This is a genomic window from Mesorhizobium sp. M0058, assembly GCF_040323095.1.
Classification (GTDB): Bacteria; Pseudomonadota; Alphaproteobacteria; order Rhizobiales; family Rhizobiaceae; genus Mesorhizobium.
Genome location: NZ_JAMYUQ010000011.1, coordinates 80560 through 106940, shown reverse-complemented (window position 1 = coordinate 106940; position 26381 = coordinate 80560). Strand labels below are relative to the sequence as shown.

The 26381-nt window shown below is 64.7% G+C and carries 21 protein-coding genes; 15 read left to right on the top strand and 6 right to left on the bottom strand.

Translation table 11 applies throughout. The features are described 5' to 3' along the window. Window positions 1-61 precede the first annotated feature (61 nt). From NKJ75_RS20075 to NKJ75_RS20055, 5 genes are all read left to right on the top strand, one after another. Window positions 62-1366, top strand: coding sequence for an ABC transporter substrate-binding protein (locus NKJ75_RS20075; protein ID WP_352500084.1), 1305 nt, complete (start codon window positions 62-64; stop codon window positions 1364-1366). Window positions 1367-1525: 159 nt separating this feature from the next. Then, complete coding sequence (locus tag NKJ75_RS20070; RefSeq protein ID WP_023671284.1) at window positions 1526-2407, top strand: branched-chain amino acid ABC transporter permease; 882 nt, start codon at window positions 1526-1528, stop codon at window positions 2405-2407. Further along, complete coding sequence (locus NKJ75_RS20065) at window positions 2404-3366, top strand: branched-chain amino acid ABC transporter permease (RefSeq protein ID WP_023689192.1); 963 nt, start codon at window positions 2404-2406, stop codon at window positions 3364-3366. Before NKJ75_RS20070 ends, NKJ75_RS20065 begins: the two co-directional genes overlap by 4 nt. Beyond that, window positions 3363-4088, top strand: coding sequence for an ABC transporter ATP-binding protein (locus tag NKJ75_RS20060; protein WP_023693111.1), 726 nt, complete (start codon window positions 3363-3365; stop codon window positions 4086-4088). The genes NKJ75_RS20065 and NKJ75_RS20060 overlap by 4 nt, the downstream gene beginning before the upstream one ends. Continuing rightward, entirely contained in the window at window positions 4085-4837 is a 753-nt protein-coding gene (locus NKJ75_RS20055; RefSeq protein WP_023729757.1) for an ABC transporter ATP-binding protein, read from the top strand. The genes NKJ75_RS20060 and NKJ75_RS20055 overlap by 4 nt, the downstream gene beginning before the upstream one ends. Here the strand turns inward: NKJ75_RS20055 and NKJ75_RS20050 are convergent, their stop codons facing one another. Further along, complete coding sequence (locus NKJ75_RS20050; protein WP_352500083.1) at window positions 4838-6205, bottom strand: sodium:proton antiporter; 1368 nt, start codon at window positions 6203-6205, stop codon at window positions 4838-4840. Window positions 6206-6290: 85 nt separating this feature from the next. Next, window positions 6291-6905 carry a bifunctional nicotinamidase/pyrazinamidase gene (gene pncA / locus NKJ75_RS20045; protein ID WP_023714546.1) on the bottom strand — a complete coding sequence of 205 codons (615 nt, stop codon included), beginning with the start codon at window positions 6903-6905 and terminating at the stop codon, window positions 6291-6293. A 385-nt stretch (window positions 6906-7290) separates the two neighbouring features. Between pncA and NKJ75_RS20040 the strand changes: the two genes are divergently transcribed. From NKJ75_RS20040 to NKJ75_RS20015, 6 genes are read left to right on the top strand one after another with little or no spacing between them, the layout of a single operon-like run. Next, complete coding sequence (locus tag NKJ75_RS20040) at window positions 7291-8154, top strand: FAD binding domain-containing protein (protein ID WP_352500082.1); 864 nt, start codon at window positions 7291-7293, stop codon at window positions 8152-8154. An 11-nt stretch (window positions 8155-8165) separates the two neighbouring features. After that, entirely contained in the window at window positions 8166-11129 is a 2964-nt protein-coding gene (locus NKJ75_RS20035; RefSeq protein ID WP_502903903.1) for a molybdopterin-dependent oxidoreductase, read from the top strand. Further along, entirely contained in the window at window positions 11126-12667 is a 1542-nt protein-coding gene (locus tag NKJ75_RS20030; protein WP_023739686.1) for a hypothetical protein, read from the top strand. Before NKJ75_RS20035 ends, NKJ75_RS20030 begins: the two co-directional genes overlap by 4 nt. After that, a complete protein-coding gene (locus tag NKJ75_RS20025; protein WP_023683556.1) occupies window positions 12667-13551 on the top strand; it encodes a UPF0280 family protein in 885 nt (294 codons plus the stop codon). The genes NKJ75_RS20030 and NKJ75_RS20025 overlap by 1 nt, the downstream gene beginning before the upstream one ends. After that, window positions 13544-14128 (top strand): amino acid synthesis family protein, encoded by a 585-nt coding sequence (locus NKJ75_RS20020; RefSeq protein WP_023683555.1) that lies wholly within the window; start codon window positions 13544-13546, stop codon window positions 14126-14128. Before NKJ75_RS20025 ends, NKJ75_RS20020 begins: the two co-directional genes overlap by 8 nt. Continuing rightward, window positions 14125-14586, top strand: coding sequence for a MarR family winged helix-turn-helix transcriptional regulator (locus tag NKJ75_RS20015; RefSeq protein WP_023671294.1), 462 nt, complete (start codon window positions 14125-14127; stop codon window positions 14584-14586). The genes NKJ75_RS20020 and NKJ75_RS20015 overlap by 4 nt, the downstream gene beginning before the upstream one ends. Here the strand turns inward: NKJ75_RS20015 and NKJ75_RS20010 are convergent. Then, the gene (locus NKJ75_RS20010) at window positions 14583-15698 is read right to left on the bottom strand and encodes an aminomethyl transferase family protein (RefSeq protein ID WP_023834784.1); all 1116 of its coding nucleotides are present in this window, start codon (window positions 15696-15698) and stop codon (window positions 14583-14585) included. The two genes, NKJ75_RS20015 and NKJ75_RS20010, sit on opposite strands and share 4 nt — an antisense overlap. A gap of 70 nt (window positions 15699-15768) precedes the next feature. Next, window positions 15769-16539 carry an ABC transporter substrate-binding protein gene (locus NKJ75_RS20005; protein ID WP_023683553.1) on the bottom strand — a complete coding sequence of 257 codons (771 nt, stop codon included), beginning with the start codon at window positions 16537-16539 and terminating at the stop codon, window positions 15769-15771. A 254-nt stretch (window positions 16540-16793) separates the two neighbouring features. Here NKJ75_RS20005 and NKJ75_RS20000 point away from each other — a divergent pair, with 254 nt between their 5' ends. Continuing rightward, window positions 16794-17684, top strand: a complete 891-nt coding sequence (locus NKJ75_RS20000; RefSeq protein ID WP_023671297.1) for an SGNH/GDSL hydrolase family protein — start codon at window positions 16794-16796, stop codon at window positions 17682-17684. Window positions 17685-17706: 22 nt separating this feature from the next. Here the strand turns inward: NKJ75_RS20000 and NKJ75_RS19995 are convergent, their stop codons facing one another. Together NKJ75_RS19995 and NKJ75_RS19990 are read right to left on the bottom strand one after the other, a co-directional pair. Next, window positions 17707-19389, bottom strand: a complete 1683-nt coding sequence (locus NKJ75_RS19995) for a hydantoinase B/oxoprolinase family protein (RefSeq protein WP_023834785.1) — start codon at window positions 19387-19389, stop codon at window positions 17707-17709. Window position 19390: 1 nt separating this feature from the next. Beyond that, window positions 19391-21475: a hydantoinase/oxoprolinase family protein gene (locus NKJ75_RS19990; RefSeq protein ID WP_352500080.1), complete on the bottom strand. Its 2085-nt coding sequence runs from the start codon at window positions 21473-21475 to the stop codon at window positions 19391-19393. A 220-nt stretch (window positions 21476-21695) separates the two neighbouring features. Between NKJ75_RS19990 and NKJ75_RS19985 the strand changes: the two genes are divergently transcribed. From NKJ75_RS19985 to NKJ75_RS19975, 3 genes are all read left to right on the top strand, one after another. Next, window positions 21696-22523, top strand: coding sequence for a ferredoxin--NADP reductase (locus NKJ75_RS19985; RefSeq protein ID WP_023683551.1), 828 nt, complete (start codon window positions 21696-21698; stop codon window positions 22521-22523). 219 nt (window positions 22524-22742) lie between these two features. Further along, window positions 22743-23792: a deoxyribose-phosphate aldolase gene (gene deoC / locus NKJ75_RS19980; protein WP_023703681.1), complete on the top strand. Its 1050-nt coding sequence runs from the start codon at window positions 22743-22745 to the stop codon at window positions 23790-23792. 142 nt (window positions 23793-23934) lie between these two features. Then, window positions 23935-26307: an aldehyde dehydrogenase family protein gene (locus NKJ75_RS19975; protein ID WP_352500079.1), complete on the top strand. Its 2373-nt coding sequence runs from the start codon at window positions 23935-23937 to the stop codon at window positions 26305-26307. Window positions 26308-26381 lie beyond the last annotated feature (74 nt).

Sequence of the window (26381 nt, the reverse complement as noted above, 5' to 3'; positions counted from 1 at the left end):
CTGCAAGGGAGTGGCCTTGCCTCGTTACAGACAGTCAAAACTCAAAAACAGGGGAACTGCCGTGACTGACAAGAATGGGTTTTTCGATCTCTCCAAATCCACCCTTAGCCGCCGCACCGCGCTGAAAGGTCTCGCCGCCGGCGCCGGGCTGACGCTCGCGCCCGGCTTCGTCCGCTACAGCCAGGCGCAGAGTTCGGCGCCAATCAAGATCGGCTTCCAGTCGCACCGCACCGGCATCGGCGCCGCCTATGGCCGCTGGTATGAAAAGACCAGTGCCGCCGCGGTCAAGGCGATCAACGACGCCGGCGGCATCAATGGCCGACCTGTCGAACTGGTGATCGAGGATGACGGCACCGATCCCGGCCGTGGCGCCGAGGTGGTCGGCAAGTTCGCCACCCAGCACAAGACCGACATCGTCTTCGGCACGCTGTTCTCGCATGTGGTGATCGGCTCGGCGCCGGCCGCCGGCGAAAACAAGATCCCGTATTTCGTCGTCAGCGAAGGCCACCACGTCGCTTCGACCAAGCTCAACCGCTATGTCTTCCAGCCTGGCATCACCGATGCGAAGAGCCAGATCCAGTCGATGGCGCCATGGATCGCGGCCAATGCCGGCAAGAAGGTGACGCAGATCTTCCCCGATTTCGCCTTCGGCTACGACCATCGCGACTACCTGCCGCCGGCGCTGAAGGCGCAAGGCGCCGAGGTCATCGCCCAGATCGCCATCCCGCCGACAGAGTCATCTTTCACGAAATACTTCCCGCAGATCCCGGCCGAGACCGAAGTCATCTACCACGTGATGGTCGGCCCGGCCGTGCTCACCTTCGTCAAGGAACTCGGCGAGTTCTACGGCTCCAACCGGCCGCAACTGTTCGGCTTCATCGATTCGCTCGAAGCCACCGACATCAACAGCCCCGGCCTCGAATTTTTGGACGGCAGCCATTTCTGGGAAGGTTCGCCGCGCTATGCGCAGGCCAATGACTCGGCCACCCAGAAAGCCTACCGCGCCGCTGTCGGCATCGACGACAATGGGGCTGCCGTCGGCGACCCCAAGGACGTCTCCACCGCCGCCCACATGTTCGGCTGCTGGGAGACGCTCTATGTCGTTAAGAAGGCGATGGAAGATGCCGGCTACAAGGGCCCGGAAGACCGCGCCAAGCTGGTCGAGGCGACCGAGGCGCTGACCGAATTCGCCGAAGGCCCGGAGCATCCGCAAGGCCCCAAGACCTTCAACGGCAAGATCCACCAGTGTTTTGGCATCCAGAACATCTCCAAGGTCGAAGGCGGCAAGATGAAGGTCGTCCACAAGACCAAGATCGAGGACGGGCTTTACGAGGCCGAAGGGGATTATACGACGCAGGCGCTGTGAGGCGCCTTACCCTCCCCCTTGTGGGGAGGGTCGGCACGCAAGCTTCGCACTTTTGCGAAGCTTGCGAGACGGGGTGGGGGTCGCGACGGCCCGTGCCCAACCCCCACCCGACCGCTGCGCGGTCACCCTCCCCACAAGGGGAGGGTAAGGGCGCCCTGAATGCATTTCGGACCCCACCTCCTCCTCGCCGCCCTCGAAGGCCTTGTCACCTCCGCCGTGTTGGCGCTGACGGCGCTTGGGCTGTCGCTGGTGTTCGGCGTCATGCGCGTCGTCAACGTCGCCCATGGCGAGTTCTTCATGCTGGGCGCGGTGCTGGCCTGGGCGATCTCGACGGCGATACCCGGCCATCCCACGCTCGGCTTCCTGGCGGCGCTGGTGATTGCGCCGCTGATTGTCGGCGCCATTGCGCTGGTCGCCGAGCGGCTTGTGCTGCGCCGGCTCAATTACAATCCGGAAGCCACCATCGTCGCCACGATCGGCATGCTCTACATCATCCAGCAGCTGGCGTTGAGCTTCTATGGCCCGGAAGCCCGCCCGGTGGAGCCGCCCTTCAGCTACCGCATCCTTTTGCCCTGGTTCGGCTATTCCGGCTACAAGCTGTCGATCATTGCCGCTTCGGCCCTTCTGCTCATCGCCACCTGGCTGGTGCTGACGCGCACCAAGATCGGCCTCATCATGCGCGCCACCCAATATGACAGCGAGACGGCGCAGGCCTTCGGCATTCCGGTCGACCGCGTCTATGCCGGCGTCTTCGGGCTCGGCGCCATGCTGGCGGCCATCGCCGCCGTGCTGATCGTGCCGATCAGTCAGGCGCATTATCTGATGGGACAGGACCCGCTGCTGTTGTCCTTCATCGTCGTCATCATCGGCGGCCTCGGCTCGCTGCGCGGCACCGTCGTCGCCGCCGTGCTGATCGGCCTGTCCGACGGCATCATCTCGGTGTTCTTTTCGCCGACTTTGGCCAAGATCATCGCCACGCTGCTGGTGGCCATGGTGCTGGTATTCCGGCCGCAGGGCCTGTTCGGGCAGGCGTCGCGATGAGCGAAGCTTCGCCGGCAAAAGCCTATGCATTGCATCTCGGCGTCATCGCGCTACTGTTTGCGCTGAGCTTCGTCCTGCCCGACTACCATCATGGCCTGCTGGCCCGCATCATGGTGCTGGCGGTGTTCGCCATGGGCTACAACATGCTGTTCGGCTATGTCGGCCTGCTCAGCCTCGGCCACGCCATGTTCTTCGCCGCCGGGCTCTATGGCGCTGGTCTCGCGGTCATCCATCTCGGCTGGAGCGTGCCTTTGGCTTTCCTCGCCGGCATCGCCTGCGGCGCGCTGCTGGCACTGGTGATCGGCCTGCTGGCGCTGCGCACCACCGGCGTCGCCTTCATGATCGTCACCATGATGTTCGCGCAGGTGTTTTACCTCGTCATCCTCTATTTCGCCGCCTGGACCGGCGGCGACCAGGGTCTGGTCGTGCCGCAGCCGGCGCGGGTTCTGGCCTTCGGCGCGACATCGCTCGACCTAACCAACCCGACCGTGCGCTACATGAGCGCGCTGGCGCTGTTCTCGGTCGTGCTGCTGATCACCCTCGCCATCGTCCGCTCCCGCTATGGCCGCGTGCTGGTCGCGGTGCGCGAGAACGAGGAGCGCACGAAAATGCTGGGCTACGACACCTTCTCCAACAAGCTGATCGCCGTCGTCGTCTCCGGCACCATCTGCGCCGCCTCGGGTGCGGCCTATGCGCTGCTGTTCGGCTATGTCGGCTCGAGCTTTGCCTCGGTGCAGTATTCCATCCTGCCGCTGCTCTGGGTGCTGCTCGGCGGCGCCGCCACGACGCTGGGCGCGCTGCTCGGCACGGTGTTCATGTACTATGTCATCGACACCGCCAGCGGCTACACCTCCGCCTATCTCCTGATCGTCGGTATTGCGCTCATCCTGCTGGTGCTGTTTTTCCCCAAAGGCATTCTGGGCACCATCCGCCAGCGCTGGCTCGGGTGGCTCCCATGATGCCGTTGCTGACCACCAAAGGCCTGGCGCGCAGTTTCGGCGGCCTGCGCGCCGTCGACGGTGTCGATTTTCAGCTGATGCCGGGCGAGATCCGCGCCGTCATCGGCCCCAATGGCGCCGGCAAAACCACCTTCGTCAGCCTGGTCAGCGGCCGCATTCAGCCATCGTCCGGCATGATCGTCTTCGACGGCGCCGACATCACCAGCCAGCCGGCCTATCTCAGGGTGCGCCGGGGCATCGCCTACACCTTCCAGATCACCAGCGTCTTCGCCAACCTCTCTGCCTACGATAATGTCGCGTTGCCGGTGCAGCGCACGCTGACCGATGGCCGCTCGAAAGGTGCGGTGCGCACCGGCGTCATGGCCGCGCTGGAACGCACCGGACTTGCCGGCCGCGCCCATATGCCGGCCGGCCAGCTTTCCTACGGCCACCAGCGCCTGCTGGAAGTCGCGATGGGCCTGGCGCTTAAGCCGCGGCTTTTGATCCTCGACGAGCCGACGCAGGGGCTGGCCGACAGCGAGATCGACAATTTCATCGGACTGGTGCGCGAGATTGCCAAGAGCGCCACCGTGCTCCTGATCGAGCACAACATGCCGGTCGTCATGCAGCTGGCCGACCGCATCACGGTCTTCAACGCCGGCAGGATCCTGGCCGAAGGCACGCCCGAACAGGTTCGCGCCAACACACAGGTGCAGGAAGCCTATCTGGGGACGGCGCCATGAGCGAAGCCCCCAAGACTGAGGCCCCCAAGACTGAAGCCCACAAGACTGAAGCGCTGACCATCTCCAGGCTCGATTGCTTCTATGGCGAGGTTCAGGTGCTCTACGAGCTTGATCTCGTGCTCAACAAGGGCGAGGTGCTGTGCCTGTTCGGTCGCAACGGCGCCGGCAAGACGACGGCGCTGAAAGCAATCATGGGGCTGGTTCCGTCGAGCGCCGGCTCGATCCGGCTCGCCGGCAAGGAATTGACCGGCCTGCCGGCGCATGAGGTGCCCAAGGCCGGCGTCGCCTATGTACCGCAAGGCAGGCGGCTGTTCGCCGAGATGACGGTGGCGGAAAACATCGAGATCGGTCTGATGGCGCGCGGCAAGGGCAGAGCGACGCGCGAGAGCGTGCTCGATCTCTTCCCGCTGCTGCGCCAGCGGCTGCGCCAGCGCTCCGGCACTTTGTCCGGCGGCGAGCAGCAGATGCTGGCCATGGCCCGTGCGCTTTGCCTTGAGCCGCAGGTGCTGTTGCTAGACGAGCCGACGGAGGGGCTGATGCCGTCGATGATCGCCAAAATCCGCGAGACGGTGGTGAAGCTGCGTGAGCTAGGTGTCTCCACCATTCTGGTCGAACAGCGCGTCGACGCCGTGCTGTCCGTCGCCGACCGCGTCTGCTTCATCGAGAACGGCCGCAACCGCGAGACCGTCGATGTCGAGCAATTGCGCGCCGACCCATCGGCAGTCAGGCGCTATGTCGGCGTCGGCTGATCAGCCGAAAAACAGGAACCCGGCGATCAAAAAGATCGGGATCAGCACCAGCCCTGACCATGCCATGTAGCCGAAGAAGCCCGGCATCTTCACACCGCGGTGTCGGGCGATGGCGTAGACCATGAAGTTGGGTGCATTGCCGATATAGGTGTTGGCGCCCATGAACACCGCGCCGGCCGAGATCGCGGCCAGCGTCGAGGCCGCCTCCGTCATCAGGTGCCGCGCGTCGCCGCCTGCGAGTTCGAAAAACACCAGATAGGTCGGCGCATTGTCGAGGAAGGACGACAGCCCGCCGGTCAGCCAGAAATAGGCGAGATCATTGGGCTGGCCGGTGGGTGACGTCACCAGCGCCACCAGCGGCGCCAGCGCGCCGTCATGGCCGGCGCGAAGGATGGCAATGACCGGCACGATGCAGATGAAGATGCCGGCAAACAGTTTTGCCACCTCCGCGATCGGGCCCCAGGTGAAGCCGTTGGCCTCGCGATGGCTCTTGAGGGAAACGACAAGCGACAGCCCGGCGAGCGCCAGGATGATGGCATCGCGCACCAGGTTCTGCAGTTCGAGGCCGACGCCGAGGATGGAGAAAGTCACGCCCGGCTTCCAGGCAGCTGAAAGCAGGATCGCGGCAATGACGCCGGCCAGCAACGGCAGATTGGCCAGGCCGCGAAGGCGCACCTTCGTATCCGGCGTCGGATCCTTGATCTTCGGCGCGCCGCCTTCACGGCGATGCAGCATGATGTCGATGGCCAGGAAGACAAGCAGCACCAGGCCGCCGGTAAACAGCGTCTCGCGCCAGAGGTTCGCCGACGTCCAGAAGAAGTCGACGCCGCGCAGGAAGCCGACGAACAATGGCGGGTCGCCCAAGGGCGTCAACGAGCCGCCGATGTTGGACACCAGGAAGATGAAGAAGATGACGACATGGGCGTTGAACTGCCGGTTGTCGTTGGCGCGCAGCATCGGCCGGATCAGGATCATCGAGGCGCCGGTGGTGCCGATCACCGAGGCCAGCATCGCCCCGACGAGCAGCAGCCCGGCATTGACCAGCGGCGTGCCATGGATGTTGCCGGCGACAAGGATGCCGCCCGAAATGGTGTAGAGCGCGAACAGCAGGATAATGAACGACATGTATTCGGTGAGCAGCGTGTGCAGCACGGCTTCGCCGGCTACCGGAACGCCGAATGCAACCATCAGGGGGATGATCCCCAGCGCTGCCCAGCCGGCGGCGATCTTGCCGTAATGATGCTCCCAGACATGGTGGAACAGCAGCGGTCCGGTGGCGATCGACAGCAGCAGGCCGGCGAAAGGCAGCGCCCACGACAGCGACATGGCAGCATCGGGCAGGCCGCGGGCCTCGGCCGCGAAGGCCATTTGCGGAGACGCAGCGGAAGCGAGTACACCTGCCGCGAAAGCCTTCCCCAACCGTGTGCAGCCCCCTCGATGCCTCACGATCCAGTCACTCTGAGATCGGGTCTTCGAGCCTCACCCCGGCATCGCGCATCCGCTTCAGCATCGCCTCGACCGAACCGTTTAGATCGATGCCGCGGCAGGCGTCGAGCCGCACCGTCGTCTTGAAGCCTTGCTTGACCGCGTCGAGGGCCGAGAAGGCGACGCAGAAGTCGGTCGCCAGGCCAACCAGGGTCACGGTGCCGATGCCGCGCTCCTTGAGGTAGCCGGCGAGCCCGGTCGGCGTCTTGTGGTCGTTCTCGAAGAAGGCGGAGTAGCTGTCGATATCGGGGCGAAATCCCTTGCGGATCACCAGCTCGGCCTTGGTCCAGGCGAGCCCCGAGTGAAAATCCGAGCCGAGGCTGCCCTGGATGCAATGGTCGGGCCACAGAGTCTGCGGCCCATAGGGCATCTCGATTGCGCTGAAGGGCTGCGCCCCCGGATGACTGGAGGCAAAGCTCGAATGTCCGGCCGGGTGCCAGTCCTGTGTCAGCACGACATGCTCGGCATGCCGGATCAGATCGTTGACCAGCGGCACGATCTCGTCGCCGCCGGCAACCGCCAGCGCGCCGCCGGGGCAGAAGTCGTTTTGCAGGTCGATGACAACAAGCGCTTCGTCGGCCATGGCGCCTCTCCTCTTCTACGTCTCGAACGGGGGATCGAGTGAAATACGCCGCTGATGCGACCGGATGCAGAAACTTGACCGGATGGCCGCCTGCGTCAACCTCCTACAGCGCCGCGCGTCCCCTTCGGACGCGCAAAGGACGCTGTTGCACTTTACATTGCGCAGGATCCTTTCCGAAAATCGATTCCGATTTTTGGGGATCGTGCGCGGACGTAACAAATGCGTGGCGGCCGGGTTCCCTTAAACTCCGGCTTTGACAATTTCCGCCAGCTTGATATCATTTGCATACGAATGAATTTGGCCTGATCAGACACTGGCGGGGTTCGGGAAGACCCCACCTTCTGAAGGCCCCAATGGGAAGGCCGATTTTTTTGGAAGGCAAAGCGTGATCCGTTACGCGAAACCCACCACGCTCGACGAGGCGCTCGCTCTGCTGGGCGAGGGCGCCTGGCGCGTGCTTGCCGGCGGCACCGATTTCTATCCGGCGCAGGGCGCCAAACCGTTCCGCGACAATGTTCTCGATATTAACGGCCTGGCCTCGCTGCGCGGCATTGCCGAGACCGAAACCCATTGGGTTTTGGGCGCCCGCACCACCTGGACCGACCTTGTCCGCCATCCATTGCCGGCGGCTTTCGATGCGCTGAAGCAGGCCGCGCGCGAAGTGGGCTCCCTGCAGATCCAGAATGTCGCCTCGATCGCCGGCAATCTCTGCAATGCTTCGCCTGCCGCCGATGGCGTTCCGGGACTGCTGGTGCTGGACGCCGAGGTCGAACTGCGCTCTGCAGCCGGGACGCGTCATCTGCCGCTGCAGGAGTTCATTCTCGGCAACCGCCGCACCGCGCTGCTACCGGGCGAGCTGGTCACCGCCATCCGGGTGCCGAAGCCCAGGGCCGCCGGCACGTCGGCCTTCGTCAAGCTCGGTGCGCGGCGCTACCTCGTCATCTCCATCGCCATGGTGGCGGCGCGCCTCGTTGCCGAGGCTGGCATCGTCATGGAAGCCGCTGTCGCGGTCGGGTCCTGCTCGGCCGTGGCCAGGCGGCTCGCCGCTGTCGAAGCCGTGCTGGTGGGCAAGCCTGTCGGCCCGGCACTCGCCGATGCGCTCCTGTCCGCGCCGATGGCCGAGCTCTCGCCGATTGCCGACGTGCGCGGCAGCGCCGAATACCGGCTCGACGCAGCGCGCGAGCTTGTCGCCCGCGCCGTGCTGGGGGCTTGCGGGCTGACGAACGACAACAGCATGGTGGCGGCATGAGCCACTCCGAGATGATTGAAGCCCTGCCTGATCTCATGCCGGGTTTCGGCCCCGAGCGCGTAGACATCGTCTTCGCGGTCAATGGCGGCGCCGTCTCGGTCAATGTGCCGCCGCTGCGCCGTCTGTCGCAGGTTTTGCGCGACGAATTGCAGCTGACGGGCACCAAGGTTGGCTGCGATGCCGGCGATTGCGGCGCCTGCACGGTGCTGGTCGACGGCGACGCCGTCTGCGCCTGCCTGATGCCGGCGGCCTCCGCAGCCGGGACGTCCGTAACGACCGTCGAAGGCCTCGCCAATGGCCGGCTCTCGGCTCTGCAGGCGTCCTTCCTGGCACATGGCGCCGCGCAATGCGGCATCTGCACGCCGGCGCTGCTGGTCGCGGCAACGGCGCTGGTGGATGGCACGCCGAATCCGACCGAGACCGAGGTGCAGGATGCGCTGGGTGGCATCCTGTGCCGTTGCACCGGGTACAGAAAGATCATTGCGGCAGTGATGGATGCGGGACGGTTCGAGACGTCGACCGACGGCGCTGCCCCTCATCCGCCTGCCGGCACCTTCACCCCGTATAGTGACGGGGAGAAGGGAAGTGCTCCAGCGCCGACGCTCCCCTCGCCCCGTTCTTCACGGGGAGAGGGTAAGGGTGAGGGGCAGCGCCAACGTCATTCGTTGGAATTCAACTTTGAACGTAGAATGCCAACCACAGGGAATGCTGTAGGCGCCTCCCCGGTCCGGCTCGACGGCGTGCCAAAAGTCACCGGCGCTGAAAAATTCGGCGCCGATGCCTTTCCCGCCGATGCGCTGGCCGTGCTGGTGGTCCGCTCGCCGCATTATCATGCCGGCTTCGCCTTCGGCGACCTGGAGGGCTGGGTGAAGTCGCATCCCGGCATCGTCGGCGTCTTCACCGCCGCCGACATTCCGGGAAAAAACTGTTTCGGCGTCATCGGTCCGTTTGCCGACCAGCCGGCGCTGGCCGAAGGCTTTGCGCGGCTGCGAGGCGAGGCAGTGGCGCTGGTCGCCGGCGAGCGCGAGGCCATGCTCGATCTCGACCTCCAGGATTTCCCGGTCCGCTGGACCGAGCTGCCGCATTTTCTGCAGCCCGGCGACGCGCAGGCAGAAGGGGCGGCGCTCATCCACGCGAACCGCCCGGCCAATTTGTTGACCAAGGGCTTTGTAGAGCGCGGCGACCCCGAGGCGGCGCTTGGCGAGGCTGCCTTCACAGTGTCCGGTGCCATCGACACCTCCTATGTCGAGCACGCCTACATCGAGCCGGAAGCCGGCCATGCCTACATGGACGGCGACACGCTGGTCGTCGTCGCCTGCACCCAGGCCCCCTACATGGACCGCGACGAAACGGCGAAGGTGCTCGGTCTTGCCGTCGACAAGGTGCGCATCGTGCCGACCGCGACCGGCGGCGGCTTCGGCTCGAAACTGGACGTTTCACTGCAGCCGCTCATCGGCCTTGTGGCGCTAAAGACCGGCCGGCCGGCAGCACTGGCCTACACCCGCAACGAATCCATGATGTCGACCACCAAGCGACATCCGTCGGAGATGAAGGCGACCATCGGCGTAGATGCCGAGGGCCATGTCACCGGCATGGTCTTCACAGGCGATTTCAACACCGGCGCCTATGCCAGCTGGGGCCCGACCGTCGCCAACCGCGTGCCGGTGCATGCCTCCGGTCCCTATGCGACGCCGAACTACCGCGCCGAAGGCCGCGCCATCCACACCCACGGGCCGATCTCCGGCGCCTTCCGTGGCTTCGGTGTGCCGCAGGCGACGATCATGCAGGAGACGCTTTACGATGAGCTTGCGGGCAAGCTTGGCATGGACCAGCTCGATTTTCGGCTGAAGAACTGCCTTCGGAACGGATCCGAAACGGTTACCGGACAGCGACTGGAGTCGGGCGTCGGCATTTTCGAGTGCCTCGACTCCTTGCGACCGCATTGGGCTCGCGCGAAGGCCGACGCAGATACATTCAACAATGCCAATACGAGCAAAAAGCGCGGCGTCGGCATCGCGTCCTGCTGGTATGGCTGCGGCAACACCTCGCTGCCCAATCCGTCGACCATAAGGGTCGGTATCTCGCCGGAGGGCGAGGTCATCCTGCACCAGGGCGCCGTCGATATCGGCCAGGGCTCCAACACCGTCATCGCCCAGATCTGCGCCGACGCACTCGGCCTGCCGCTGGAAAAATTCAAGCTGAGAAGCGCCGACACCGCGATCAGCCCGGACGCCGGCAAAACATCGGCCTCGCGCCAGACTTTTGTCACCGGCAAGGCGGCCGAAAAAGCCGGCCGCGCCTTGCGCGAAAAGATCCTGCGTTTTGCCAATGTCTCGGAGAAAGCTGCCCTGCAATTGGACGGTCCGGTGATCGTCATTCGCGAGGGCGAAGCCACTCGGCGCATCGATCTCCCCGCCCTCGATGTCGATGCGGGCGGTTTCGTCTTCCGCGCCGAGGAGACCTACGATCCGCCGACGCTGCCGCTCGATGCCAAGGGCCAGGGCAAGCCTTACGCCGTCTATGGCTATGGCGCGCAGATCGCCGAACTCGAAGTCGATCTCAAGCTCGGCACGGTGAAGCTCTTGAAAATCACCGCCGCGCACGATGTCGGCAAGGCTATCAACCCGCTGCTGGTCGAAGGCCAGATCGAAGGTGGCATCGCGCAAGGCATCGGCATGGCGCTGATGGAGGAATACATCCCCGGTCGCACCGAGAATTTGCACGACTATCTCATCCCGACCATCGGCGATGTGCCTGAGATCGAGCACATATTGATCGAGGTTCCCGATCCGGAGGGACCGTTCGGCGCCAAGGGCCTGGGCGAGCATGTGCTGATCCCGACCGCACCCGCCATCCTCAACGCCATACGCCACGCCACCGGCGTTCTCATCACCAAGGTTCCGGCGACGCCGGCGCGCATCCGCGCCGCCATCCGCGAAAAAGATGGCATCCGCGACAAGGAGGCACGCCGATGAGCGAGCTTGCCGAACGCTTCGAAACCCACGATCCGGGCGAAAAGCTGGTGGCGGAAAAGATCCGCTGCGATGCCTGTCCGGTGATGTGCTACATCGCCGATGGCCGCACCGGCGCCTGCGACCGCTACGGCAATGTCGGTGGCCGCATCGTGCGTATGGACCCGCTGACCATCCTCGACCATGCGGCAGAGAGCGGCGCCGCGGTCGTGCCTTTCACTGCCGAGGGCGAGCAATGGGACGGCGAACTGGTCAACACCGGCCGCCGCTTCGTCACTGCAATCGGCGCCGGCACCACCTATCCCGACTACAAGCCGGCTCCCTTCATCGTCAGCCAGGAGGTCGAGGGGGTCGATCTGGTGACCGTGGTCACCGAAGGCATTTTTTCGTACTGCGGCGTCAAGGTGAAGATCGACACCGACCGCCATCTCGGTCCCGAAACGGCAATCGTGCGCGCGCAAGGCGAGCCGATCGGCCACGTCACGACAGGCGAATACGGCTCGCAGATGCTGTCGCTCGGCGGAGTGCATCATTTGACCGGTGGCTCTAAGGCCGAAGGCCGGGCAACCTGCGACGCGATGCTCAGTCTGTGCAATCGCAAGCCGGTCGAACTGACCATCGATGGCGGCGCCACCATCATCGTCGAAGCCGGCAAACCACCTGTCATCGACGGCAAGCAGGAACACCGTATGCGGGTCGGCTGCGGGTCGGCCACCATCGGCATGTTCGCCACGCAATGGCGCGGCCTTGTCGACGAGGTGGTGGTGGTCGACGACCATATCACCGGCGTCGTCTCCGAGCATCAGGCCGGCAAGGTGCTGGGCTGGCAGGATACCGGCATCAAGATCATCGGCCGCCGTTCGACGCCGGGCCGCTATTTCAAGGTTTCCGAGCCCGGCCTCGGCTGGGGCGGCACCTCGATTTCCGACCCGCTGTCGATCCTCGGCGAATGGAACGCCAAGAAGGGCGCCCGCCCCGGCCTGTCGCTGCTGATGGTGTCGACCACCGGCGAGCAGTTCGCCTATTACGAGCTCGACGACGAGTTGAAGCCGGTGGAAAAACCGTTCCCCGAGCGGCTGCAGAAATCGGTCGGCCTGATCGAGGACAATTGCGAGCCGGCGCTCTGCACCGTGCTGTTCATCGGCGGCGCCGGCGGTTCGCTGCGCGCCGGCGTCACCGAAAACCCGGTCAATCTCACCCGCTCGGTGCAGGGCTTGAATACCTATGTTACCGTTGGCGGCGCGCCGGTCTATGTCTGGCCGGGCGGCGGCATCACGCTGATGGTCGACGTCATGCGCGTGCCGGAAGGCGCCTTCGGCTATGTGCCGACGCCGGCGCTGGTGGCGCCGATCGAATTCACGCTACGCCGCGACGACTATGTCCGGCTGGGCGGCTACGAGGCCGAGATACGCAGCGTCGAGGATATCGTTGCCAAAGGCGGCGAATATCTCAACCCGCGCCGCGGCTCAGGCGCCGAGGCCCACAATCCATGGCCGCCGCTGGCGCAGTTGCGCCGCGTCGGCTCGAACGGGGCCTCTTGATGCAAGGCCCGCAAGTCCACTGGCTGCAGGACGGCAAGCGGCTGCACCTCAACCACGGGCCGATCGACCTGATCGTCGAGGCCTTTGGTGAGGCGGCTGAGTGTCGTGCCGCCTACGATCAGGCGATCGAGCGCTTCCAGACGATCCTGATCGAGTTGGTCGAGGAGCTTCCCGAATTGCGGCTGCCGGCATTTTTCCTGGCGCCGCGCACCTTCGCCGGCCCGACTGCGCGGCGCATGGAAGCAGCCGTCATGCCCTTGGCGGAATGCTTCATCACGCCGATGGCCGCCGTCGCCGGATCAGTAGCCGACGAAGTGCTCGCCGCGCTGCTTGCCGGTCGCAAGCTCGACCGGGCCTATGTCAACAATGGCGGCGACAGCGCCCTCCATATCGGCAAGGGCCAGTCGATGAACCTGGCGATCGCCGGCACCGGCAACGGCATGGCCGACCGCCTCACCATTCGCTCGGCGGACGGCGTGCGCGGCGTCGCCACCAGCGGCTGGCGCGGCCGTTCGTTCTCGCTTGGCATTGCCGACGCCGTCACCGTGCTGGCGCACACCGGCGCCGAGGCCGATGCGGCCGCGACACTCATTGCCAACGCCGTCGACCTGCCCGGCAATCCCGCCATCAAGCGCATTCCCGCGCAGGACTTGGCGCCCGACAGCGATCTCGGCGCGCGGCTGGTGACACAAGCCGTCGGCATGCTCGCGCGTGGCGATGTGGAGCGGGCGCTGGACAATGGCCTTGCCGTCGCCGAAGATTTTCGCCGGCGCGGCCTGATTGCCGCATCGGCGCTGTTTCTAGGTGGGGAAGCCCGCATCAGTGGTTCCATGGCGCTTGCCGCGCCCAACAAAAATCCAGGGAAGGAAGTTGCCCATGCCTGAGTTTCCGATCCGCAAGATCGCGGTTCTGACCGAAGAGATCTTTCACGATGGCGGGCCGGTCGCTGCTCTGCCGCGCCGCCGCGCTGCAGCCGTGGCCCTGGTGAAGAACCCGTTCGCCGGCCGCTACGTCGAAGAACTGCAGAGCGCCATGGACGATCTGAAGCCGCTCGGCCTGCTGCTCACCGACAAGCTCATTGCCGCATTGGGCGGCGACATCAAGCAGATCGACGCCTACGGCAAGGGCACCATCGTCGGTTCGTCAGGGGAGCTGGAACACGGCGCGCTGTGGCATGTGCCGGGCGGTTACGCCATGCGCGAGCGGCTGGGCGACGCCAAGGCGATCGTGCCGTCGGCAACCAAGGTCGGCGCCTTCGGCTCGCGGCTCGACGTGCCGCTCGGCCACACCAACGCCGCCTATGTGCGTAGCCATTTCGACGCCATGGAGGTCGGTCTCAGCGACGGGCCGCGCGCCGACGAAATCCTGTTCTGCCTCGCCATGAGCTGCGGCCCCCGCGTGCACGACCGCATGGGCGGCCTGGCGGTCGGCGACATCAAGGCCTGGGACGGCTTGCGATGAGCGGCGGGGACAATCTTCTCAAGCTCGTCGAGGCCGAAGAGCCCGACGAACATGACTACCGCCTGCAGGAGCAGGTCGGCTTCATCCTGCGCAAGGCGCATCAGCGCCATGTCTCGATCTTTGCCGCCCAGATCAGCGACCTGACGCCGCCGCAATTCGCTGCACTTGCCAAGCTGCACGACGTCGGCGAGACCTCGCAGAACCAGTTGGGCACGCTGATCGCCATGGATGCGGCGACGGTCAAGGGCGTCATCGACCGGCTGAAGGCGCGTGGCCTGGTCGATCTGACCAAACACGAGGTCGACAAGAGGCGGCTGCTGGTCAACCTCACGCCAGAGGGACGCGAGGCGATCGAGCGGCTGATCCCGCTGGCCCGCGCCATCACCCAGGAAACGCTGGCGCCGCTGACCGCCAAGGAGGCCGCTACGTTTATGCGGCTGCTGGCGAAACTCGCCTAGGCGCGCAGTCTCGTGCCTTCTGGATCGAAGAACGGCATCGGCGCCACCACCGCGCGTGTCCGCTTGCCGTCAATGTCGGTGCTGAGTTCGGTGCCGATGGCGGTGAACGGCAGCCGCAGATGCGCGGTCGCCAGCACCTTGCCCAGCGAATAGCCGTGATCGCTATAGGTGACGACACCGGCATCCTCGCCGTCGGCGAAAACCCTGGCATCCGTCGCGGCCGGCTTGTCACCGTCGAGAATCAGCCCGGTCCAGCGTTCGTCGAGCCCCTTGCCGCGAATTGTGAGCAATGCCTCGCGGCCGATGAACTCGCCCTTGTCGAACTTGATCCAGCGATCGAGCCCGACATGGAAGGGCGTACGGCTCTCGTCCATGTCGATGCCATGCGCCGGATAGGCCTTTTCCAGCCCGAGCGTGAACATGGCCAGCACGCCGTATGGCTTCAGGCCGAAATCGCTACCGGTCCGCATCAGCGCGTCCCAGACGGAAGTGGCCTCGTCCGCCGGCACGAACAGTTCGAAGCCGAGCTCGCCGGTCACCCCGGTGCGTGAGATCAGGACTTTGGTCTCGCCGACGCGCCCTGAAGTGAACGCCCAGCGTTTCAACTCTTCGAGATCGGCATCCGACACTATAGCTTTCAGCAGCTCGCGTGAGCGCGGCCCCTGTATGGTCGGGAAGGCGACGGCCGCGGTGATGTCGGTGACATAGGCCTTTCGCGCTTCAGCATGATGCTGCAGCCAGGGCAGCATCTTCAGCCGGTTGACCGAGCCGGTCACCAGCATGAAATGCTCAGGCGCCAGCCGGAACACGGTGAGGTCGTCCATGATGCCGCCATCGTCGCGGCAGACGGTGGAATAGCGCACCTGGCCGGGCTTCATCGCGGCGGCATCGTTGACGATGATGTGGTTGACCAGCGCCTCGGCTTCCGGCCCCTTGATGTCCATCTTGCCCATGGTGCTGAGATCCTGCACGCCGACATTCTTGCGCGTGTTCAGATGCTCGTCGGCGATGCCGGAATAAGTTTTGGCCGAGACGAAGTCGCCGCCGACCCGGCCCATCGTGGCGCCGAGGCCAACGATGCTGGTGTAGAAAGGGGAGCGCCGCTCAACCAAGAAACTTCTCCGTCATCTCATGAAAACGGCAGCGCCGGGTGGCGCTGCCGAGGTCGGGTTGGCTGAGGGATTAACCCCCGTAGACGTCGAAGGCGAAGTACTTGTCGTTGATTTCCTTGTACTTGCCGTTGGCACGCAGGGCGTCGATGGCGGCATTGAACTTGTCGGCCAGTTCCTTGTTGCCCTTTTGCAGGGCGATGCCGACGCCGGGTCCATGAATGGCCGGATCAGCGGTGAGCGTGCCGAGCAATTTGCAGCAGGCGCCATCGGGCTTCTTCAGCCATTCGGTCAGGATGATCGAGCCGTCCATCATCGCGTCGAGCCGGCCATTGGCCATGTCGGTGCGGGCGTCGTCGCCGGTCGGATACGCTTTCACGGTCGAGCCGGAGTATTTCTGCTCGGCGAAATTCTGGTGGATGGTTGCGCTCTGCACGCCCAGCACCTTGCCCTTCAGATCGTCCGGCGATGTGCCGGCGATGGTCGAATCCTTCGGCACGGCGATGGCCGGCGGCGTCTGGTAATATTTGTGGGTGAACTCGACCTTCTCGGCCCGTTCCGGCGTGATGGTGATGTTGATGATGGCGTCGAACTTGCCGGCCTGCAGCGCCGGAATGGAACCATCGAAATCCTGTACGGAGAATTCGCACTCGGCCTTCATCTCGGCACACAGCGCCTTGCCGAGGTCGATGTCGAAGCCGCCCAGCGTGCCGTCCGAATTGGCATAGTTGAAAGGCGGATAGGCGCCCTCGGTCCCGATCCTGAGTTTCTCGGCGGAGGCAGCACCGGTCCCAAGCAGCAGGGCGGCGGAAGCGGCAAGCACGAAACGACCGAAAAGACGCATGTTCCTGATCTCCGTTGACTAAGCAATTCCAGGGAAGGTGTTGGCGGTTTCCCGTCCGGAATTGCGCGAAAACAAGGATAGAAGTCTATGGTCTTTTGCAGGCCCCACGGAGACGGAAACGACATGCTCTGCGGCGATCACGGCGCGGCAAGCCGTCCTTCCCCAGGAATCTTACTGTGATCTAAATTACAGACCGATCATGGACATGGGCGCATGCTCAGCTGGAAGTAGACGGTCGTGGGAGGGACCTGGGGATGGACCAGCAGGAATTCGTGCAGGAAGCCGCGCAGCGGCGCATAGACGACGACATCGCCAAGCGCATCAAGGTTCACCAGGCCAACATCGAGCGGCTCGAAACCGCAAGGGAAAGCGCCGGCAATCTCGAGGCGGCCGTCGCCAACCGGCCGCTGGTGATGCTGGCGCAGGGCGATTCCTGGTTCGACTATCCGCTCACCGGCAACGGCTTTCCGTTCGTCGACACCGACGTGATCGCGCAGCTGCGCCGCATCGGCTCGATGCCGCCGACCATCCTCAACCTTGCCCATCATGGCGATGCGGCGACCGACGAGATGTCGCTGCCCAAGCAGCAGCGCATGATCGCCGCCCTGCGCAACAAGGCCAACTGGCTGGACGGCAAGCCCGATGCCATCCTGTTCTCTGCCGGTGGCAACGACATTGCCGGCGACCAGTTCTGCATCTTCCTCGACTTCAATGACGGCCACGCCCCCGGGCTGAACAAGAACCGCTTCACCAAGGCGCTCGGCATGGTCGAGGCCTGCTATCTCGATTTGTTCGCGCTGCGCGACCGCGTCGCGCCAGGCGTGCCGATCTTTGGCCATTGCTATGATTTTCCGATCCCGAACGGAGCGCATCCGTCCTGTGTCGGCCCGTGGCTGAAACCGTCGCTCGATTTCTGCAACTGGACGGTCGCCAAGGGCACGGTCATCGTTCACGACGCGCTGGCGGCGTTCCGCGATGTGGTGAAGCGCCTGGCCGACGATCCCAACAACAATTTCCATCTGGTCGACACGCAGGGAACGTTGAAGGTGGCCGACTGGGCCAACGAACTGCATCCCGATCCCGCCGGCTTCAAGAAGATCGCGCAAAAATTCGCCGATGCGCTGAAGGCCAAGCTGCAGACCTGACGCGGCTCGGGCCTGTCGGCTGTCAGGTTCCGAACAGCTCTTTGGCTTGTTCAACGGTGTAGTAACCAAGCCTGATGTCTTCGGCGACCAGTTTCGGGTCGCGCTCACGCGGATCGCCATAGCCGCCGCCGCCCGGCGTGCCGACGCGCACGCGGTCGCCGGCCTTGAGCGCGATGTCCTGTTCCTTGGACAGATGCGGCGGCACATGTGCCTCGCCGGCGCGGAACACGGTCACCGTGTTGACCGCGCCGTCCCTGCCGCCGAGCGCGCCTTGCGGGCCGAAACGGCCATGGTCCATGACGAAGGACGCGCGCGCTTCGCCTCGCAAGATCTCGACCTCATAGGCGAGGCCGAAGCCGCCGCGCTGCTTGCCGGCGCCGCCCGAGCCTTCGCGCAAGGCATAGTGGCGGTAGAGCACAGGAAACGCCTGCTCCATGATCTCGACCGGCGGCGATTTGGAAATGCCGATGGTAGAGCAGCCATTGGTCAGCCCGTCATGGCCTGAATTGCCGCCATAGCCGCCGCCGGAGATCTGATACATCACATAGTCGCGGCCGCGCGCCGGATCGTTGCCGCCCAGCGCGAAATTGCCGCTGGAGCCGGCGGGTGCAGCCGTCACCTTTTCCGGCAGCGCCTGCACCATCGCCGCGAACACCGCCTCGGCGATGCGCTGCGAGACTTCAGCCGCGCAGCCCGAGACCGGCCGTGGGTATTTGGCGTCGAGGAACGTGCCTTCCGGCCGCTTGACGATCAGGGGCTCGAAGGCGCCGGCGCTGATCGGTACATCCGGGAAAATATGGCGCATGGCGAGATAGACCGACGACAAAGTCGTCGCCAGCACGCTGTTCATCGGCCCGGCACAGGGTTTTGACGAACCGGTGAAATCGAAGGTCAGCGTGTCGCCCTTCTTCTCCACCGCGAGCGCGATGGTCAGCGGCTCGTTGACCACGCCGTCCGAGTCGACAAAGGCCTTCGAGCTGTAGGTGCCGTCGGGAATGGCGGAGATGTTGGCGCGCATCTGCTCGGCGGCGCGGCGACGCAGTTCGGCGATCGCCCCGACGACGGTTTCGTCCCCGTAACGATCGAGGATTCCATTGAGCCGGTCCTGACCGATCAACAGTGCCGCGGCTTGCGCCCTTATATCGCCGATGCGCTGGTCGGCGACGCGGATGTTGGAGCAGATGATGGCGTAGATTTCGGAGTCGAGCACGCCCTTCTTGAACAGCTTGACCGGCGGCAGCCGCAGGCCTTCCTGCTCGACGGCTGTGGCGGAGGCGGAGAAGCCGCCCGGCACCGAGCCACCGATATCGGGCCAGTGGCCGGTATTCGATAGCCAGCAAAATATCTTGCCGCCGCGGTAGACCGGCATGGCGAAGCGCACGTCCATCAGATGCGTGCCGCCGAGATAGGGATCGTTGACGATGTAGATGTCGCCGGGTTCCGGCGGCAGGCAGCGGCCGTCGGCGATCATCTCGATCACCGTTTTGGTCGAATACTGCATGACGCCGACGAACACCGGCAGGCCCTGGCTGCCTTGTGCGATCAACGAACCATCGACGGCCGAGTAGATGCCGTCGGAGCGGTCATTGGCCTCGGCGATGACAGGCGAGAAGGCAGCGCGGGAGAAAGTGAGATCCATCTCGTCGCAGACCTGCTGCAAGGCTGCCTGCAGGACCGAAAGCGTGATGGCGTCGAGCTTTTGCATCTCAGGCCTCGCCGATATCGATGATGATGTTGCCGTCGGCGTCAGAACGTGCACGGTCGCCGGGTTCGAGCACGGTGGTGGCGTCCATCTGTTCGAGCATCGCCGGCCCTTGGATAACGGCATCGAGCGGCAATTTTTCGCGTGCGTATATCGGCGTATCGTGCCAGCGTCCGGCATACCAGACCGGCCTTGTCTCGCGCAGCGCCTCGTCTAGCGTCTTTGTACGTCCGGCCGGGTCGATCAGCCGTGACAGGTCGATCGCCGGCCGCACGCCCGTCACCGACGTGTTGAGGTTGACCAGATTGGCGCGGATCTCCGGCAGTTCGACCTTGAAGCGGGCGAAATAGGCTTTTTCGAACAGCGCCTGCAACTCCTGCCTTGTCACCGACGACGACGGCAGCGCCACGTTGATGATGTGGGTCTGGCCGACGAACTGCATGTCGGCGGAATGGGTGACGCGGATCGTTTCCGGCTTCACCGCTTCCTTGCCGATCAGTTCCTCGCCTTCCCCGCGGTGACGTTCCAGCACCTCGCGAAGCCTGGCTTCATCGAGCACGGCGACCGGCTGGTTGATCGTGTTGACGAAGTCGTGACGCAGATCGGCCACGACGCAGCCGAGCGCATTGGTGATGCCCGGACGCGCCGGCACCAGCACGCGGGGCAGGCCGAGTTCGCGCGCCAGGGCGGAGGCATGCAGCGGCCCGGCGCCACCGAAGGCGAACAGCGCGAAATCGCGCGGATCATGGCCGCGCGACACCGAGACCATGCGGATGGCGCCGGCCATCTTCATGTTGCCGAGGCGCAGCACCGCGCCCGCCGCTTCGACGCCGGAGAGGCCGGCGGCCTTGCCTATTCTGTCTTCGAAGATACCGGTGACCCGCTCGACGGTGACCGGATTTTCGACCGCCAGCAGCTTCTTCGGCGCCAGCCGCCCGAGCACCAGATTGGCGTCGGTGATGGTCGGCTCCAGGCCGCCGCGGCCGTAGCAGATCGGGCCGGGATTGGCGCCAGCACTTTCCGGGCCGATCTGGATCAGGCCGGCGGCATCGACCCGGGCGATGGAGCCGCCGCCGGCACCGACCGTATGCACCGCCACCATCGGCACATGGATCGGCATCGCATATTCGATCTCGATCTCGTTCGAGACGGCGGGCTCCGCATTCCGGATCAGCGCCACGTCGGTCGAGGTGCCGCCCATGTCGTAGGTGACGAGGTTTTCAAAGCCGGCGCGCTTGCCCGTATAGGCGGCCGCGATGACACCCGAAGCCGGGCCTGACATCACGGTCTTGGCCGACTCGCGCGTGACGAAGCGGGCCGAGATCATGCCGCCATTGCCGTTCATGATCAGGAAGTCGCGGGCATAGCCTTTGGCGGCCAACTCCCTGCGCAGCCGCTCGACATAGCGCTCGAGGATCGGCTGCACCGAGGCGTTCACCGCGGCGGTCACGCCGCGCTCGAATTCGCGGGCTTCCGACAGCAGCGCATGGCCAGTCGTGATGTAGCCGTTCGGCCAAAGCTCGGCGGCGATTTCGGCGGCGCGCCGCTCATGCCCAGGGTTGGCGTAGGAATGCAGGAAATGGATGACGAGGGACTCGCAGCCGGCGACGATCAGCGTCTTCACGGCGTCGCGCATCTCGGCCTCGTCGAGCGGCGTGCGCACCGCGCCCGACGCCTCGACGCGCTCCGAAACTTCCAGCCTGAGATCACGCGGGATGATCGGAACGAAGCTTCCGGTCATGCCATAGGGCTGCGGCCGTGTGCGGCGGCCAAGCTCAATCACGTCGCGAAAACCGCGCGTGGTGATCATGCCGGTTTTCGCCAGCCTGCGTTCCAGAACCGCGTTGGTCGTGGTGGTCGTGCCATGCACGATGAGGTCGATGCCGTCTATGGCAAAGCCTGTGGCGCCCAGCGCTGAAACCACGCCGAACGCCTGGTTGTCGACCGTCGTCGGCGTCTTGGCGATATGCACCTTTCCGCCGTCATTTCCGTCGATCAAAATGAGGTCGGTGAAGGTTCCGCCAACATCGATGCCGGCAACGACGTGACCCAGGGAATCCGGTTGTTGCACCGAAAAATTCTCTTTCATTGTCGAAATCCGAAATGGCGGAACTACGAATATGCCGCAGTTTGGAAAGCTGTTTTAGCGTGGTATCTTGACACAAATATCGTTTGTATACTAATAAATCTGAGACACAAGAGCTCACTGCTTTGGAGTGTGTGAACGGCACGCCGGGACCTGAAGGGTCTGGGCGCGCAGGAAACGGTTTGGCGCCCGCACAGGCGTGGGCAAGACAGAGTTGGATTTGATGAACACCACATCCGCACTCAACACAGCCGGCGCCCGTCCGCTGCAGTTTCCGATTCCGGCCAATGTCTATGCCGAAACCGTCGTCTCGGTGAAGCATTACACCGACCGCCTGTTCTCGTTCCGCATCACCCGTCCGCAGTCGCTGCGCTTCCGCTCCGGCGAGTTCGTCATGATCGGGCTGCCCAATGCCGAAAAGCCGGTGTACCGCGCCTATTCGGTGGCAAGCCCGGCCTGGGACGAAGAGCTGGAATTCTTCTCCATCAAGGTGCCGGACGGTCCGCTGACCTCCGAACTGCAGAAGATCCAGGTCGGCGACACCGTCATCATGCGCCAGAAGTCGACCGGCACGCTGGTCGTCGACGCGCTGACCCCGGCAAAGCGCCTGTTCATGATCTCGACCGGCACCGGCATTGCGCCCTTCGCCAGCCTTCTGCGCGACCCCGATACCTACGAAAAATTCGATCAGGTCATCCTGACCCACACCTGCCGCGACAATGCCGAACTGACCTATGGCCAGGAGCTGGTGGCGGCGCTCGAGAACGATCCGCTGATCGGCGAACTTACCGGCGGCCGGGTCACGCTCTACAACTCAACGACCCGCGAAGAATCGGCGCGCATGGGCCGCATCACGGCGCTGATCGGCTCCGGCAAATTCTACGCCGACCTCGGCATCGAGAAGCTCAATCCGGAGACGGACCGCATCATGATCTGCGGCTCGATGCATATGCTGAAGGACGTCAAGGAAATGGCCGAAAGCCTCGGCTTCCATGAGGGCTCGCTCAGCCATCCCTCGACCTTCGTCGTCGAGCGCGCTTTCGTCGGCTGACATCAGCCGGCGCTTCGGCGCCTGCTTCTCGATTGGAATTTTGACCATGCGGTCAAAATTCAGCTGCTTTCGCCGCCTTTTTCCGCTATGACCGCTTGAAGGACTCGTGAAGCGATGCTTCACGGGCTATCTTCGGTGTGCGTCGCCTAAAAACCGTGATGCGGTCCGGGAGCAACGACACGCACCACGACGTAAAATCGTCGAGCGAAAGGGCAGGAGATGAGCAGCACAATCCGCGAAGCCGATCTCGGCGCGTCCAAGGTCACGCCGCTGCCGGCACGTGCGGCCGCCAACACGCCCGTGCCGCAATCGCATGGCATCGCCCGCAACACCGGCATGCGGCTCGATCTCGGCTTCATGGAATCGGTGCGCTCGGTCAACCGCTCGGCGCTGGAACGCAGGGTCGCCAGCCTCACAAAGCGGCGCTCGATCAAGGCTGACAACCAGGCGGCATGGCTGCTGCGCGCGGTCTCCTGCATGGATTTGACGACTCTGAATTCCAACGACACCGAAGAGCGGGTGCGCCGCCTATGCGCCAAGGCGATCAACCCGTTCCGTCGCGACATCGTCGAGGGGCTTGGCATCGAGGGCGAAAAAATCCGCCCGGCGGCGGTCTGCGTCTATCATCCATTCGTCGCGACGGCTGTTGATGCCGTGCGCGGCACCGGCATCCATGTCGCCGCCGTCTCCACCGCTTTCCCGCACGGCCTTGCGCCGCTGTCGACCCGCCTGCAGGAGATCGAGGCATCGGTGCGCGACGGCGCCGACGAGATCGACGTCGTCATCCCGCGCGGCCTGGTCTTCGGCGCCAAGTGGCAGGAGCTCTACAACGAGATCGTCTCGATGCGCGAAGCCTGCGGCGATGCGCATCTCAAGGTCATTCTCGGCACCGGCGACCTCGCCACGCTGCGCAATGTCATGCTGGCCTCGATGGTGGCGATGATGGCCGGCGCCGATTTCATCAAGACCTCGACCGGCAAGGAAAGCGTCAACGCCACGCTGCCCGTCGGCCTTGCCATGGTGCGCGCCATCCGAGCCTATTTCGAGGAGACCGGCTTTCTCATCGGCTTCAAGCCGGCCGGCGGCATCTCTACAGCCAAGGCTTCGCTCGACTGGCTGGTGCTGATGAAGGAGGAGCTCGGCCGGCCATGGCTGGAGCCAGACCTGTTCCGCTTCGGCGCCTCGAGCCTCCTCACCGACATCGAGCGCCAGCTCGAGCACCATCTGACCGGGCATTATTCGGCCAATCACCGCCACGCAATGGCGTGAGGCGGATGAAGGCCTTGAACGTCGTGTTCCTTCGCCCCTCCCTCTGTCCTGCCGGACATCTCCCCCCAAGTGAGGGAGATGTCCGGCAGGACAGAGGGGGGCGCCACAGAGCGCCTGCCAAGACGATTATCTGGAGCGCGTCATGAACATTCTCGAACGCTATCACGCCATGGAATACGGCCCGGCGCCGGAAGCCCGCACCGAGGCCGATGCCTGGCTTGCCGGACGCGATTTCGGCAAGGCGCTGTTCATCGACGGCGGCTGGAAGGCAGCAGGCGGCGGCAAGACCTTCGAGACCAGCGAACCCTCATCCGGCAAGCTGCTGGCCAAGATCTCCGATGCCGGCGCCGCCGATATCGACGCAGCCGTTGCCGCAGCCACCAAGGCGTTGCCGAAATGGTCGGCGTCCTCCGGCTACCAGCGCGCCAAGGTGCTTTACGCCATCGGCCGCGCGATGCAGCGTCATCAGCGCCTGTTCGCAGTGCTTGAGTCAATCGACAACGGCAAGCCGATCCGCGAAAGCCGCGACATCGACGTGCCGCTGGCCATCCGCCATTTCATCCATCATGCCGGATGGGCGCAGGCGCTCGACATGGATTTCTCCGGCCACAAGGGCGTCGGTGTCGTCGGCCAGATCATCCCGTGGAATTTCCCGCTGCTGATGCTGGCCTGGAAGATTGCGCCGGCCCTCGCCGCCGGCTGCACAGTGGTGCTGAAGCCGGCCGAATTCACCCCGCTCACGGCCATCCTGTTCGCCGAGATCTGCGAGCGCGCCGGCGTGCCGAAGGGCGTCGTCAACATCGTCCAGGGCGGGCCGGAAGCGGGCGTCGCCATCGTCAACCATCCCGGCATCCAGAAGATCGCCTTCACCGGCTCTTCGGAGGTCGGCAAGATCATCAGGAAAGCCACGGCCGGATCGGGCAAGAAACTGTCTCTGGAGCTCGGCGGCAAGTCGGCCTTCATCGTCTTCGAGGACGCCGATCTCGACAGCGCCGTCGAAGGACTGGTCGACGGCATCTGGTTCAACCAGGGCCAGGTCTGCTGCGCCGGGTCACGGCTTCTGGTGCAGGAAGGCATTGCCGATGCCTTGATCGCCAAGGTCAAGGTCAGGATGAGCCGGCTTCGCGTCGGCAGCCCGCTCGACAAGAACACCGATATCGGACCGCTGGTCGACGCCACACAGCTCGACCGCGTCAAGGGTCTGGTCGCCGAAGGCGCCAGACAGGGCGCCGTCTGCTGGCAGCCCGACGCGGTGCTGCCGCCTTCCGGCTACTACCACCTGCCGACGCTCGCCACCGGTGTTTCGCCGGCAAATATATTGGCGCAGGAAGAGGTGTTCGGTCCGGTTCTGGCCACCATGACCTTCCGCAACACCGAGGAAGCGATCGAGCTTGCCAACAACACGCGCTATGGGCTGGCCGCCTCGGTGTGGAGCGAAAACATCAACCTCGCGCTGCATGTCGCGCCGCAATTGAAGGCCGGCGTCGTTTGGGTGAACGGCACCAACATGTTCGACGCCGCCTGCGGCTTCGGCGGCTATCGCGAAAGCGGCTTTGGCCGCGAGGGCGGGCGCGAGGGCATGTTCGAGTATCTCTCGGCAAAGCTGCCGCTTGGTCCCGTGATCAAGCCGACGGCGTCTTCGGCGCAGCCGGTCGAGCAATCGGATGGCGGCGCTATCGATCGTACGGCAAAGCTGTTCATCGGCGGCAAGCAGGTGCGGCCCGACGGCAATTATTCGCTGGCGATAGCCACTGCCAAGGGCAAGCTCGCCGGCGAAGTCGCTCTCGGCAGCCGCAAGGACATCCGCGACGCCGTTGCCGCCGCCCGCGCCTGCAAGGCGTGGCCGGAGGCGACCGCCTACAATCGTTCCCAGGTGCTCTATTATCTCGCCGAAAACCTGTCCGGCCGCACCGGCGAATTTACCGCACGCTTGACCGAACTGACCGGCGCCAACGCCAAGGCCGCGCGGGAGGAAGTGGAACAATCGATCGAGCGCCTGTTCCTCTATGCCGGCCTTGCCGACAAGTATGAGGGCAGGGTGCATCAGCCACCGGCCCGCGCCGTCACGCTCGCTTTGCACGAGCCGGTCGGCGTCCTCGGCATCGTCGCCCCGGACAGCGCGCCGCTGCTTGGCTTCATCTCCCTGACCGCACCTGCGCTTGCCATGGGCAATACCGTGGTGGCCGTGCCGTCGGAAAAATACCCGCTGCTCGCCACCGATCTCTACCAGGTGATCGAATATTCCGACGTTCCGGCCGGCGCCATCAACATCGTCACCGGGCGCACGGCGGAGCTTGCCGGCGTGCTGGCCAAGCATGACGATGTCGACGGGCTCTGGCTGTTCGCCGACGCCGACACTTGCGCGAGGGCGGAGGCCGATTCCGTCGGCAATCTCAAGCGCGTCTGGACCGGCAACGGCCGCAGCCTCGACTGGGCCTCCGACGAGGCCGCCGGCGATGCCCTGCTGCGCCGCGCCGTCGAAGTGAAGAACGTCTGGGTGCCATACGGCGACTAATGCCGCCTGAAACGTGCTGTGCTTGAGTGAACCATGGTAGCGTGACTCGTTGTCCGGTTGTCATACATGTTGTT

Excerpts from the sequence above, each read along its gene's own strand:
- NKJ75_RS19995 (WP_023834785.1), bottom strand. The coding sequence starts at position 19,389 with ATGCAAAAGCTCGACGCCATCACGCTTTCGGTCCTGCAGGCAGCCTTG.
- NKJ75_RS19985 (WP_023683551.1), top strand. The coding sequence starts at position 21,696 with ATGAACACCACATCCGCACTCAACACAGCCGGCGCCCGTCCGCTGCAG.
- NKJ75_RS20055 (WP_023729757.1), top strand. The coding sequence starts at position 4,085 with ATGAGCGAAGCCCCCAAGACTGAGGCCCCCAAGACTGAAGCCCACAAG.
- NKJ75_RS20005 (WP_023683553.1), bottom strand. The coding sequence starts at position 16,539 with ATGCGTCTTTTCGGTCGTTTCGTGCTTGCCGCTTCCGCCGCCCTGCTG.
- NKJ75_RS20000 (WP_023671297.1), top strand. The coding sequence starts at position 16,794 with ATGGACCAGCAGGAATTCGTGCAGGAAGCCGCGCAGCGGCGCATAGAC.
- NKJ75_RS19990 (WP_352500080.1), bottom strand. The coding sequence starts at position 21,475 with ATGAAAGAGAATTTTTCGGTGCAACAACCGGATTCCCTGGGTCACGTC.
- NKJ75_RS20020 (WP_023683555.1), top strand. The coding sequence starts at position 13,544 with ATGCCTGAGTTTCCGATCCGCAAGATCGCGGTTCTGACCGAAGAGATC.
- NKJ75_RS20060 (WP_023693111.1), top strand. The coding sequence starts at position 3,363 with ATGATGCCGTTGCTGACCACCAAAGGCCTGGCGCGCAGTTTCGGCGGC.
- NKJ75_RS20070 (WP_023671284.1), top strand. The coding sequence starts at position 1,526 with ATGCATTTCGGACCCCACCTCCTCCTCGCCGCCCTCGAAGGCCTTGTC.
- deoC (WP_023703681.1), top strand. The coding sequence starts at position 22,743 with ATGAGCAGCACAATCCGCGAAGCCGATCTCGGCGCGTCCAAGGTCACG.
- NKJ75_RS20050 (WP_352500083.1), bottom strand. The coding sequence starts at position 6,205 with ATGGCCTTCGCGGCCGAGGCCCGCGGCCTGCCCGATGCTGCCATGTCG.
- pncA (WP_023714546.1), bottom strand. The coding sequence starts at position 6,905 with ATGGCCGACGAAGCGCTTGTTGTCATCGACCTGCAAAACGACTTCTGC.
- NKJ75_RS20015 (WP_023671294.1), top strand. The coding sequence starts at position 14,125 with ATGAGCGGCGGGGACAATCTTCTCAAGCTCGTCGAGGCCGAAGAGCCC.
- NKJ75_RS19975 (WP_352500079.1), top strand. The coding sequence starts at position 23,935 with ATGAACATTCTCGAACGCTATCACGCCATGGAATACGGCCCGGCGCCG.
- NKJ75_RS20065 (WP_023689192.1), top strand. The coding sequence starts at position 2,404 with ATGAGCGAAGCTTCGCCGGCAAAAGCCTATGCATTGCATCTCGGCGTC.
- NKJ75_RS20035 (WP_502903903.1), top strand. The coding sequence starts at position 8,166 with ATGATTGAAGCCCTGCCTGATCTCATGCCGGGTTTCGGCCCCGAGCGC.
- NKJ75_RS20025 (WP_023683556.1), top strand. The coding sequence starts at position 12,667 with ATGCAAGGCCCGCAAGTCCACTGGCTGCAGGACGGCAAGCGGCTGCAC.
- NKJ75_RS20030 (WP_023739686.1), top strand. The coding sequence starts at position 11,126 with ATGAGCGAGCTTGCCGAACGCTTCGAAACCCACGATCCGGGCGAAAAG.